Consider the following 11,904-nt stretch of genomic DNA (forward strand, 5'->3'; position numbering starts at 1 on the left):
GAAGGCCGGGGCGAGTCGGAGGCGGGCCGCGTCAGGCGACGAAGGCCGGGGCACCGTTGTCGGTGACCATCGGGCGGCCCGCACCGTCCCAGGCGAGCATGCCGCCGTCGATGTTGACGGCGTCGATCCCCTGCTGCACCAGGTACTGGGTGACCTGGGCGGACCGGCCGCCGACCCGGCACATCACGTGCACGCGCCGGCCGTCCTCCACCGCCTCGGTCACCTCACCGAAGCGGCCCACGAAGTCGCTCATGGGGATGTGCAGGGCGCCCTCGACGTGTCCGGCCGCCCACTCGTCGTTCTCCCGGACGTCCAGCACGAGGCCGTCCGCCGGGACGGACGCGACATCGACCGTGGGAAGCGGGCCGAAATTCATGGGTCATGCCTTCTCTCGTCAGGTGCGCTCGGGGTCACCGAATCAGTGCGCTCGGGGCCACCGAAAACGCTACTGCACCAGAGCCGCGAGCTCCGCCTCCCGCTGCGAGACCTCGCCCAGCAGCTGTTCGGCGATCTCCTCCAGCAGATGGTCCGGGTCGTCCGGGGCCATTCGCAGCATGGCGCCGATCGCGCTCTCCTCGAGTTCCTGCGCCCAGTCCGTCAGCAGTTCCTTGCGCCGGGTCAGCCAGTCCAGCCGGGCGTAGAGCTCCTCTGCCTCGCTCAGCTCCTGCCGCGGCGCGGCCGGCCCCGCCGCCCACTCCTCGGCCAGTTCGTTGAGCAGGGCCTCGTCCCCGCGCCCGTAGGCGGTGTTGACGCGCGCGATGAACTCGTCCCGCCTGACCCGCTCCGCCTCGTCCTGGGCCAGGTCCGGGTGCGCCTTGCGGACCAGGTCGCGGTACAGCTTGCGCACCTCGTCGGTGGGGCGGACCCGCTTGGGCGGGCGCACCGTCTGGTCGGTCAGCATGGCCGACGCCTCGGGGGACAGGCCCTCGGAGTCCATCCAGTCGTGGAACAGCTCGTCCACGCCGGGCATGGGCATCACGACCGCCCGCGCCTCCTCCGCCTTGCGCAGGTCCTCGGGATCACCGGTCTTCGCCGCCCGCGCCTCGGCGATCTGCGCGTCGAGCTCGTCCAGCCGCGCGTACATCGGGCCGAGCCGCTGATGGTGCAGCCGGGAGAAGTTCTCCACCTCGACCCGGAACGTCTCCACCGCGATCTCGAACTCGATCAGCGCCTGCTCGGCCGCCCGCACCGCCTGCGCGAGCCGCGCCTCGGGCCGCTCCCGCGTTCCGTCCCCGGACGCACCGTCCCCGGCCTCACCGGCCGCCGACGAGCCGCTCCCGGGCTCGTCGGCGCCGACGCCGGCGCCCGCCTCCGCCTCGTGCCCGCGGTCGGCATCCCGTCCCGCGTCACCCGGCCGCCCGGCGTCCGGCCGTGCCTCGTCCTGCGGGTCATCGTCGTTCCGGGAGATCGGCACCCCGGCGGCTTCGTGGCTCACCCGCCCAGCGTATGGCCCCGGCCCGCCGCCGAGGACACACGGTCACGCAGCAGGCGTCCTGCCCCCGCTGCCTGCGGGGCGCCCCGCAGGCAGCCGGCCCCCCGCTACACGCCCCGCTCCGCGGCGATCCGCCCCGCCCCGATCGCCCGCACCAGCTCCCCGTGGTCCGCCTCCGTGCGGTCCGCGTAGGCCACCGCGAAGGCCGCCACCGCCTCGTCCAGCTCGTCGTTCTTCCCGCAGTAGCCCGCCAGCACCCTCGGGTCCGCGCTGTGGGCATGGGCCCGCGCCAGCAGCGCCCCGGTCATCCGGCCGTAGTCGTCGACCTGGTCGGCGGCCAGGGCGGCCGGGTCGACGCTGCCCTTGCGGTTCCTGAACTGCCGCACCTGGAAAGGCCGGCCGTCCACCGTCGTCCAGCCCAGCAGATGGTCACTGACGACCTGCATCCGCTTCTGCCCGAGCACCACGCGCCGCCCCTCGTGCGCGACCTCCGGCACCTCGAACCCCACAGCGGCGAGATGCGGCCCGAGCACCGAGGGCCTGGCCTCCTTCACCTGGAGCACCAACGCCTCCCCCCGGTGGTCCAGCAGCAGCACCACGTACGAGCGGGTGCCCACGCTGCCGGTCCCGACCACCCGGAACGCCACGTCATGGATCGCGTACCGGGCCAGCAGTGGCAGCCGGTCCGCGGAGACGGTCCCCAGATAGTCCCCCAGTCCCGCCGCCACGGCTGCGGCCTCCGCGTCCGGGACCCTGCGCAGCACCGGCGGCGCGTCCACGAAGCGGCGGCCACCGTCCTCGCAGTCCTCGGTGGACTTCGCCGCGAAGCGGGCACTGGTGTTGTTGCGGGCCTTCTCGGAGACCCGCTCCAGGGTGCCGAGCAGATCCCGCGCGTCGGTGTGGGAGACGAGCTCCTCGTCCGCCATGGCGTTCCACGCGTCGAGGGCGGGCATCCGGGCCAGCAGCCGCATCGTCCGCCGGTAGACCCCCACGGTGTCGTACGCGGCCTTGCGGCAGGTCTCCTCGTCTCCACCGGCCTCCCTGCCCGCGAGCACCAGCGAGGTCGCCAGACGCTTGAGGTCCCACTCCCAGGGCCCGACCACGGTCTCGTCGAAGTCGTTCAGGTCGATGACGAGGCCGCCCCTCGCGTCCCCGTACAGCCCGAAGTTGGCCGCGTGCGCGTCGCCGCAGAGCTGGGCGGCGACGCCGGTGACCGGGGTGCCCACCAGGTCATGGGCCATCAGCCCGGCGGAGCCGCGCAGGAAGGCGAAGGGGGTGGCGGCCATCCGGCCCACCCGTATCGGCGTCAGCTCCGCCACCCGGCCCCGGTTGGATTCCTCGACCGCGCGCACCGCGTCCGGCCGCCCGGCCGGCAGGTCCAGCGTCGCGTGAGCGGACCGGGGCACCCGCGCCCGCAGCGCCTTCCCCTTCGGCCGCCCCTCGGCCTCCGCGCAAGCCCTGTCCGTACGGCGGGCGAACCCCGGCACGGCCGGTATGCGCGGCCCGTCCGCCTCAGCGGGAAGCGCGGTCCCCGCCGCGGCACCCCCGCCGGCGGGTTCGACGAGTCGCACCGGCGGCAGTCCCGTCCCGGTCGCTTCCATGGCGCGCAGCCTCCCCCGACCCCGCCCGGCGCAGCCGCCGGGCACCTGCCCGAACATCAACTGCCGCCGACCGTACCGCCGCACCCCGACCGCCGTCTGCCCCCTGCGGGTGGGCTCCGGCGGCCGGACCCTGCCCCGCCGGCCCGGAGGCTCAGACCCTCCGCACCCGCACACGCGAAACGGGCGTTTCACGTGAAACCAAACACAGAGAAGAGGGGCCGCCCTGAACTGAAGAAGCCCCCCAGAGCGATGCCTGGGGGGCTTCTTTCTTGTGCGCGAGGGGGGATTTGAACCCCCACGTCCCTAAGGACACTGGCACCTGAAGCCAGCGCGTCTGCCGTTCCGCCACTCGCGCAAGAGTGGTGTTTCCAGACTCTCTCACTTTTCGGTGCGAGCGCCTGGCGACATCCGGAAGATTAGCACGCTGGACAGGGTGGATTCACATCCGTTGTTTCGCCGCCCGATCACCGGGCACTCGCCGCACGCTCGGCCGGTGTCCGCAGAACGTCCGAAAGGAAGCGGGAACCTCCGAGGGCGCCCCCCACTCCTCCTGAGTGCGTCCGAGGTGCGGGACACTGTGAGGAGGCCGCCTCTACGATCCGTGTGAGGGGGGACACTCATCCACAGGGCAGACAAGGGGAACCAGCCGATTTCCCGACGCGTGGATACGATCAGTAAGCAGTACAGGGACGATGACACCGGAGGAGGTGCCCCATGGGAGTGATGAAGCGCTTCGAGCAGCGTCTCGAAGGTCTGGTCAACGGCACTTTCGCCAAGGTCTTCAAGTCCGAGGTCCAGCCGGTCGAGATCGCGGGTGCCCTCCAGCGGGAGTGCGACAACAACGCCACCATCTGGAACCGTGAGCGCACCGTCGTCCCCAACGACTTCATCGTCGAGCTCAGCGCTCCCGACTACGAGCGCCTGAGCCCGTACTCCGGCCAGCTGGGCGACGAGCTCTCCGGCCTCGTCCGGGACTACGCCAAGCAGCAGCGGTACACCTTCATGGGCCCCATCAAGGTGCACCTGGAGAAGGCCGAGGACCTCGACACCGGTCTCTACCGGGTCCGCAGCCGCACGCTGGCGTCCAGTTCGTCACAGGGGCAGGGACCGGCGCAGGGCCAAGGACCGGCGCAGGGCCAGAGCTACGGCGGCCAGTCCCCCCAGCAGGGGTACCCCGGCCGCTCCGCCCCGCAGGGCCCGGGCGGCGGTTACGGCTACCCTCCCACCTCCGCCCCGCCCATGCCCGCCGGCCCGCCGCCGGGCGCCGGGCGTCACGGCGGTTCCGACCGGCGTCCGCCGGCTACTCCCGCCTCCCCGCCGAACGCGCAGGTGCGGCGCTGGATCGAGATCAACGGCACCCGCCACCAGATCTCCCGCCCGACTCTGGTCATGGGCCGCAGCACCGACGCCGATGTGCGGATCGACGACCCCGGCGTCTCCCGCCGGCACTGTGAGATCAGGACCGGAACGCCCTCGACGATCCAGGATCTCGGGTCTACCAACGGCATCGTGGTAGACGGGCAGCACACCACCCGCGCTACGCTCCGCGACGGCTCGCGGATCGTCGTGGGCAGCACCACCATCGTTTACCGGCAAGCCGAAGGGTGAAGCGGGGGCAATGTCAGAGCTGACCCTGACGGTCATGCGGCTAGGTTTCCTGGCTGTTCTGTGGCTGTTCGTGATCGTGGCCGTCCAGGTCATTCGCAGCGACCTGTTCGGAACGCGCGTCACGCAGCGCGGCTCACGCCGCACCGCGAACGACGCACGTCCGCCCCAGGGACGCCAGAACGCGGCACCGCCGCCGCAGCGCCAGCAGCCCGGCCGCCAGCGCCGGGGTGCACCGACCAAGCTGGTCGTCTCCGAGGGCACGCTCACCGGCACCACGGTGGCCCTTCAGGGGCAGACCATCACGCTGGGCCGTGCCCACGATTCAACGATCGTGCTGGACGACGACTACGCGTCCAGCAGGCATGCCAGGATCTACCCCGACCGTGACGGCCAGTGGATCGTCGAGGATCTCGGGTCCACCAACGGCACGTACCTGGACCGGACCCGCCTCACCACCCCGACGCCCGTTCCGCTGGGCGCGCCGATCCGGATCGGCAAGACCGTCATCGAGCTGCGGAAGTAGTACGACAATGAGCGAGCGGAGCGAGCGAGCCGCGGGGGTCCGGGCATCGGACCCGGCCAGGCTCCCGACCGGAGGGTGGGCAGTGTGGCTCGAGACCGGCTGTACCCCGAACCGACGGGTGAGGTGCGCATGAGTCTGTCCCTGCGCTTCGCCGCCGGATCGCACAAGGGCATGATCCGGGAGGGCAACGAGGACTCCGGCTACGCCGGTCCCCGTCTCCTCGCGATCGCCGACGGCATGGGCGGCCAGGCGGCCGGCGAGGTCGCCAGTTCCGAGGTGATCTCCACCCTCGTCCAGCTCGATGACGACGTCCCGGGCTCCGACATCCTCACCTCGCTCGGTACGGCGGTCCAGCGGGCCAACGACCAGCTGCGGATGATGGTCGAGGAGGACCCCCAGCTGGAGGGCATGGGCACCACGCTCACCGCCCTGCTCTGGACCGGCCAGCGCCTCGGCCTGGTGCACGTCGGCGACTCGCGCGCGTACCTGCTGCGCGACGGCGTGCTCACCCAGATCACCCAGGACCACACCTGGGTCCAGCGGCTGGTCGACGAGGGCCGGATCACCGAGGAGGAGGCCACCACCCATCCGCAGCGCTCCCTGCTGATGCGCGCGCTGGGCAGTGGCGACCACGTCGAACCCGACCTCTCCATCCGTGAGGTCCGGGCCGGCGACCGCTATCTGATCTGCTCCGACGGGCTCTCCGGCGTCGTCTCCCACCAGACGATGGAGGAGACGCTCGCCAGCTACCAGGGCCCTCAGGAGACCATCCAGGACCTGATCCAGCTCGCCCTGCGCGGCGGCGGGCCGGACAACATCACCTGCATCGTCGCCGATGTCTTCGACGTCGATGGCAACGACACCCTGGCCGGGCAGCTCAATGACACCCCGGTCGTCGTCGGCGCGGTCGCCGAGAACCAGGCGGCCCAGCTGAACGACGGCGGTGCGATGCAGACGCCCGCGGGCCGTGCGGCCGGACTCGGCCGTCCCGTACCACCGCCCGCCGGCAGCTTCGGCCCGCCCGGCAGCGGGGACGGCTCCGGCTACGACGGGATGCCCGAGGGTGCCTTCGGCTCGTATTCCGACGACGACTTCGTCAAGCACGGCGGCCGCAAATGGCTCAAGCGGTCCCTTTACGTGGCGCTCGCGCTGGCCGTCGTCGGCGGCGGGCTCTACGGCGGCTACCGCTGGACCCAGACCCAGTTCTACGTCGGCGCGAAGAACGACAACGTCGCGCTGTACCGGGGCATCAGCCAGGATCTCGGCTGGCTCTCGCTCTCGAAGGTCGAGACCGACCATCCCGAGATCGAACTCAAGTACCTCCCGCCCTACCAGCGCAAGAAGGTCGAGGCGACGATCGCCGAGGGCAGCCTCGCCGACGCCCGCGAGAAGATCGCCGAGCTCTCCACCCAGGCGTCCGCCTGCAAGAAGGACGCGGCGCGACGCGCGGCGGAGAAGGAGCACGGCGACGAGGGCCGGGCACAGGGCACGGACACGGACGCCACCAAGGCGTCCGACTCCGCCAAGACATCCGGTGGCGACACCAAGTCCGAGCAGACTTCCACGACTCCCACTCCTGGGCCCAGCCTCTCGGAGGAAGAGAAGAAGCTGGTCCCGCAGTGCGGTAAGAAGTAGAGCCGTAGGGGGCCTTCAGCACCATGAGCGTTGTCACCAACACGACCACGATCGGCGCGATCGACGCACCGAGCCGGCGCAACACCGAACTGATCATGATGGTCTTCGCCATCGCCATCTCGGTGTTCGCCTACGCCAACGTGGGCCTGGCCCTGGACGGCAAGCTGCCGTCCGGCATGTTCGGCTACGGAGCGGGGCTCGTCCTGCTCGGCGGTGTCGCCCATCTCGTGGTGCGGAAGTTCGCCCGGTACGCGGACCCGCTGCTGCTGCCGCTGGCCACACTGCTGAACGGGCTGGGGCTGGTGCTGATCTGGCGGCTCGACCAGTCTCCGAGGCTGATCCGGCGCGCGGAGCAGTTGTACGGGGCGTACAGCCCCGACGCCCCCAAGCAGCTGCTCTACTCTGCGATCGGCGTCGCCCTCTTCGCCGCGGTCCTGATGATCCTCAAGGACCACCGCGTACTGCAGCGCTACACGTACATCTCGATGGCCACTGCTCTGGTTCTGCTGGTCGTCCCGATGTTCTTCCCCGCGGTGAACGGCGCGAAGATCTGGATCAGCCTCGGCTCGTTCACGATCCAGCCGGGTGAGTTCGCCAAGATCCTCATCGCGATCTTCTTCTCCGGCTACCTGATGGTCAAAAGGGACGCGCTGGCTCTCGCCAGCCGCCGTTTCATGGGCCTGTACCTGCCGCGTGGACGCGACCTCGGCCCGATCATCACCATCTGGGCCCTGTCCATCCTGATCCTCGTCTTCGAGACCGACCTGGGTACGTCGCTGCTGTTTTTCGGCCTCTTTGTGATCATGCTGTACGTCGCCACGGAGCGGACCAGCTGGATCGTCTTCGGTCTGCTGATGTCGGCGGCCGGCGCGGTGGGCGTGGCCTCGTTCGAGCCTCACGTGAAGGCTCGTGTGACCGCCTGGCAGGACCCGTTCAGCTGCTTTACGACGAACAATGCCTGCGAGCAGATCGGGCAGTCACTCATGTCGTTCGGCTCCGGCGGCACGATAGGCACCGGGCTCGGCCAGGGCCACTCGGACTTGATCATGTTCGCCGCCAACGCGGACTTCATCTTCTCCACCGTGGGTGAAGAGCTCGGCCTCGCCGGAATGATGGCCGTCCTGCTGATCTACGGCCTGATCGTCGAGCGCGGCATCCGCACCGCCCTCGCCGCCCGCGACCCCTTCGGCAAGCTCCTGGCCGCTGGCCTCTCCGGCGCCTTCGCCATCCAGGTCTTCGTGGTGGCCGGCGGCGTCATGGGCCTGATCCCGCTGAGCGGTATGACGATGCCGTTCCTCGCCTACGGTGGCTCGTCCGTGCTGGCCAACTGGGCCCTCATCGGCATCCTCATCCGCATCAGCGACACCGCCCGGCGCCCCGCGCCCGCCCCCGCGCCTTCGACCGACGCCGAGATGACCCAGGTGGTCCGCCCGTGAACAAGCCACTGCGCCGGATCGCGATCTTCTGCGGCGTCCTGATCTTCGCCCTGCTCGCGCGGACCAACTACCTGCAGTACGTGAAGGCCGACGCCCTCAACACCCGCGACGAGAACCGCCGTGTCCGCATCGAGCGGTACGCGCACGAGCGCGGCAACATCATCGTGGACGGCAAGTCGGTCACCGGGTCCGCCGAGACCAAGGACAGCGACTTCAAGTACAAGCGGGTCTGGAAGGACGGCCCCATGTGGGCCCCCGTCACCGGCTACTCCTCGCAGGCGTTCGGCGCCACCCAGCTGGAGAGCATCGAGGACGGCATCCTCACCGGCAACGACGACCAGCTGTTCTTCAACCGCACCATGTCGATGTTCACCGGCGACGAGGAAACGGGCGGCAACGTCGTCACCACGCTCAACGGCGCCGCGCAGAAGGCCGCCTTCGAGGGCCTGGGCAAGAAGAAGGGCGCCGTCGCCGCCCTCGACCCGCGGACCGGCGCCATCCTGGCGCTCGCCAGCACCCCCTCGTACGACCCCTCGACCTTCGCGGGCAACAGCGCATCCGACACCAAGGCGTGGCAGTCCCTGTTGAAGGACAAGGACAAGCCCATGCTCAACCGGGCGCTGCGCGAGACCTACCCGCCCGGCTCGACGTTCAAGGTCGTCACCGCGGCCGCCGCCCTGGAGAACGGGCTCTACACGGACATCGACGAGGACACCAAGTCGCCGCTGCCCTGGAACCTCCCGCTGACCAGCCCCCCTCAGCCCCTGCCCAACGAGGGCAGCATCCCGTGTGAGAACGCCTCACTCCGCGAGGCGCTGCGCTACTCCTGCAACACCGTCTTCGGCAAGATCAGCGACGACCTGGGCAACCAGAAGATGATCGACGAGGCCGGAAAGTTCGGCTTCAACAAGGAGATCTTCACCCCGGTCCGCTCGAACGCCAGCGTGTACCCCGAGGACAACCGGCCGCAGAACGCCATGGCCGGCATCGGCCAGGCGTCCAACCGCGCCACCCCGCTCCAGATGGCGATGGTCGCTTCCGCCGTCGCCAACGACGGCAAGCTGATGCAGCCGTACATGGTCGCCGAGCGCAAGGCGCCCAACCTGGACGTGATCTACACGCACGAGAAGGAAGAGTTCAGCCGGCCCCTCTCGGCGGAGAACGCCCAGAAGCTCCAGGAAATGATGAAGACCGTCGTCAAGGAGGGCACCGGCAAGAACGCCCAGATCCCGGGCGTCACGGTCGGCGGCAAAACGGGCACCGCCCAGCACGGCGTGAAGAACAGCGAGAACCCGTACGCGTGGTTCATCTCGTACGCGGAGACCGACAGCGGTTCGCCGGTGGCCGTCGCGGTCGTCGTGGAGGACAGCGACGCCACCCGCGACGACATTTCCGGTGGTGGCCTGGCCGCCCCGATCGCGAAGGCGGTCATGAAGGCGGTCATCGACAGCGAGAAGTGAGACCGCTCACACCCGGCCGCGAAAGCGCCTCTGTGGATACCGGTCGGATATCAGGTATTGCCTCCGGGCCGATCAGCTGATGCGCGGCCGGTAGCGTATGCGCGAACAGCACACCGCCGGACCGCGCACCGGTGCGGTCAGGACTGACGGAGAGGGCTGGAACAGTTATGGAAGAGCCGCGTCGCCTCGGCGGCCGGTACGAGCTGGGCTCGGTGCTCGGCCGTGGTGGCATGGCCGAGGTCTATCTCGCCCACGACACCCGGCTCGGCCGCACCGTCGCCGTGAAGACGCTCCGGGCGGACCTCGCCCGCGACCCGTCCTTCCAGGCCCGGTTCCGCCGTGAGGCCCAGTCCGCCGCCTCGCTCAACCATCCGGCGATCGTCGCGGTGTACGACACCGGCGAGGACTACGTCGACGGGGTCTCCATCCCGTACATCGTCATGGAGTACGTCGACGGCTCGACGCTCCGCGAGCTGTTGCACTCCGGGCGCAGGCTGCTGCCCGAGCGGACGCTCGAGATGACGGTGGGCATCCTCCAGGCGCTGGAGTACTCGCACCGGGCGGGCATCGTCCACCGGGACATCAAGCCGGCCAACGTCATGCTGACCCGGACCGGACAGGTCAAGGTCATGGACTTCGGCATCGCCCGCGCGATGGGCGACTCCGGTATGACGATGACCCAGACCGCAGCCGTCATCGGCACCGCCCAGTACCTCTCCCCGGAGCAGGCCAAGGGCGAGCAGGTCGACGCGCGCTCCGACCTCTACTCGACCGGCTGCCTGCTCTACGAGCTGCTGACCGTCCGGCCGCCGTTCGTCGGGGACTCCCCGGTGGCGGTCGCGTACCAGCACGTACGGGAAGAGCCGCAGCCGCCGAGCAACTTCGACCCCGAGATCACGCCCGCGATGGACGCGATCGTGCTGAAGGCCCTCACCAAGGACCCCGACTACCGCTACCAGTCGGCCGACGAGATGCGCGCCGACATCGAGGCGTGCCTCGACGGCCAGCCGGTCGCCGCGACCGCCGCGATGGGTGCGGCGGGTTACGGCGGCGGCTACCCCGGCGGGTACGACAACGACCAGCCCACCGCCGCCCTGCGCCCCGCCGACCAGAGCGGCGAGCGCACGTCGATGCTGCCGCCGGTCAACCCGGACGACGGCGGCTACGGCTACGACGACCGCCCCGCCCGCCGCAGGCAGAAGAAGAACCACACCTCGACGATCCTGCTGGTCGTCGCGGGCATCCTGGTGCTGATCGGCGCGATCCTCATCGGCAAGGCGGTCTTCCCCGGCGACGGTGGCGACGACGGTGCGTTCGACGTGCCCCAGATGGTCGGCAGCACGGTCAAGGACGCCCAGAGACTGGCCGACAACACCAACATCGTTCTCAAGCTCGGCCCGAAGGAAGAGTGCAAGGAGCAGCCCAAGGGCAAGATCTGCCGCCAGACGCCCAAGGACGGAACGATGAAGGAGCAGGAGACCCTCACGGTCTTCGTCTCCAGCGGTCCGCCGAAGGTCGAGGTGCCGGACGTAACCGAGAAGTCCAAGGACAGCGCCCGCGAGGCCCTGGAAGAGAAGGGCTTCACGGTCACCATCGACTCGGTCGAGTCCGACCAGGCCGAGCCCGGCACCGTTCTGGAGCAGTCCCCGAAGGGCGGCGAGAAGGCCGAGGAGAACTCCGAGGTCACGCTCAAGGTCGCCACGGAGAAGCTGCTCACGATGCCTCCGGTGACGGACCGCTCGTACGACGCCGCGGTCGCCCAGCTCAAGGGGGTCGGCTTCAAGAACATCGGCCGCAGCGATGTCGACTCCGACAAGGAGGCAGGCATGGTGATCGAGCAGACCCCGGTGGCCAACGAGAAGGTCGGCGCGGACACCTCGATCATCCTCAAGGTCTCCAAGGGCCCGACGCAACCCCCGACGGTCGCCGTCCCCGAGGTCCGCGGACACAAGGTCTCCGAGGCCAAGCAGATGCTGACCCAGGCGGGCTTCACGAACATCCAGTTCGCCCAAGGCAGCTCGGACGACGACAACGCCATGGTCGCCAACGCCGACCCGCAGCCGGGCACGCAGTCCGACCCGGCCACCACCACGGTCACTCTGACCACTGTGGGCGGCGGCAACATCTTCGGCGGCCCGGACGGCGACGGAGGTCACTGACCGGTTCCGCACCGGACGAACGGAGGGCCCCGGTCACCATCGCGGTGACC

The 11,904-nt window shown here is 69.9% G+C and carries 9 protein-coding genes and 1 tRNA gene; 6 read left to right on the forward strand and 4 right to left on the reverse strand.

Going from position 1 to position 11,904, the window contains the following annotated elements:
- Positions 1–31: 31 nt before the first annotated feature.
- The 4 genes from ACN6LM_RS12395 to ACN6LM_RS12410 form a co-directional block, all read right to left on the reverse strand.
- A complete protein-coding gene (locus ACN6LM_RS12395; protein WP_445065382.1) occupies positions 32–376 on the reverse strand; it encodes a rhodanese-like domain-containing protein in 345 nt (114 codons plus the stop codon).
- Positions 377–445: 69 nt separating this feature from the next.
- On the reverse strand, positions 446–1,435 hold the full coding sequence (locus ACN6LM_RS12400) for a hypothetical protein (RefSeq protein WP_445065383.1): 990 nt from the start codon (positions 1,433–1,435) through the stop codon (positions 446–448).
- A gap of 104 nt (positions 1,436–1,539) precedes the next feature.
- A complete protein-coding gene (locus ACN6LM_RS12405) occupies positions 1,540–3,033 on the reverse strand; it encodes a DUF2252 domain-containing protein (protein ID WP_445065384.1) in 1,494 nt (497 codons plus the stop codon).
- A 272-nt stretch (positions 3,034–3,305) separates the two neighbouring features.
- Positions 3,306–3,388 (reverse strand) — tRNA-Leu (locus tag ACN6LM_RS12410).
- 359 nt (positions 3,389–3,747) lie between these two features.
- On the opposite strand from ACN6LM_RS12410, the gene ACN6LM_RS12415 reads away from it, so the two are divergent.
- From ACN6LM_RS12415 to pknB, 6 genes are all read left to right on the forward strand, one after another.
- Positions 3,748–4,641: an FhaA domain-containing protein gene (locus ACN6LM_RS12415; RefSeq protein WP_445065385.1), complete on the forward strand. Its 894-nt coding sequence runs from the start codon at positions 3,748–3,750 to the stop codon at positions 4,639–4,641.
- A gap of 10 nt (positions 4,642–4,651) precedes the next feature.
- Positions 4,652–5,164 (forward strand): FHA domain-containing protein FhaB/FipA, encoded by a 513-nt coding sequence (locus tag ACN6LM_RS12420; RefSeq protein WP_425812979.1) that lies wholly within the window; start codon positions 4,652–4,654, stop codon positions 5,162–5,164.
- A gap of 129 nt (positions 5,165–5,293) precedes the next feature.
- Positions 5,294–6,799 carry a Stp1/IreP family PP2C-type Ser/Thr phosphatase gene (locus ACN6LM_RS12425; RefSeq protein ID WP_445065386.1) on the forward strand — a complete coding sequence of 502 codons (1,506 nt, stop codon included), beginning with the start codon at positions 5,294–5,296 and terminating at the stop codon, positions 6,797–6,799.
- A gap of 23 nt (positions 6,800–6,822) precedes the next feature.
- Positions 6,823–8,235, forward strand: a complete 1,413-nt coding sequence (locus ACN6LM_RS12430; protein WP_445065387.1) for an FtsW/RodA/SpoVE family cell cycle protein — start codon at positions 6,823–6,825, stop codon at positions 8,233–8,235.
- Entirely contained in the window at positions 8,232–9,695 is a 1,464-nt protein-coding gene (locus ACN6LM_RS12435; RefSeq protein WP_445065388.1) for a peptidoglycan D,D-transpeptidase FtsI family protein, read from the forward strand. The genes ACN6LM_RS12430 and ACN6LM_RS12435 overlap by 4 nt, the downstream gene beginning before the upstream one ends.
- 167 nt (positions 9,696–9,862) lie before the next feature.
- On the forward strand, positions 9,863–11,854 hold the full coding sequence (gene pknB / locus ACN6LM_RS12440) for a Stk1 family PASTA domain-containing Ser/Thr kinase (RefSeq protein WP_445065389.1): 1,992 nt from the start codon (positions 9,863–9,865) through the stop codon (positions 11,852–11,854).
- Positions 11,855–11,904: the final 50 nt, after the last annotated feature.

The sequence above is a fragment of the Streptomyces sp. SAS_281 genome, from assembly GCF_052542855.1.

Bases quoted from the DNA above. Each gene is read 5' to 3' on its own strand.
- ACN6LM_RS12405 (WP_445065384.1), bottom strand. From the start codon at position 3,033: ATGGAAGCGACCGGGACGGGACTGCCGCCGGTGCGACTCGTCGAACCC.
- ACN6LM_RS12415 (WP_445065385.1), top strand. From the start codon at position 3,748: ATGGGAGTGATGAAGCGCTTCGAGCAGCGTCTCGAAGGTCTGGTCAAC.
- ACN6LM_RS12425 (WP_445065386.1), top strand. From the start codon at position 5,294: ATGAGTCTGTCCCTGCGCTTCGCCGCCGGATCGCACAAGGGCATGATC.
- pknB (WP_445065389.1), top strand. From the start codon at position 9,863: ATGGAAGAGCCGCGTCGCCTCGGCGGCCGGTACGAGCTGGGCTCGGTG.
- ACN6LM_RS12430 (WP_445065387.1), top strand. From the start codon at position 6,823: ATGAGCGTTGTCACCAACACGACCACGATCGGCGCGATCGACGCACCG.
- ACN6LM_RS12395 (WP_445065382.1), bottom strand. From the start codon at position 376: ATGAATTTCGGCCCGCTTCCCACGGTCGATGTCGCGTCCGTCCCGGCG.
- ACN6LM_RS12420 (WP_425812979.1), top strand. From the start codon at position 4,652: ATGTCAGAGCTGACCCTGACGGTCATGCGGCTAGGTTTCCTGGCTGTT.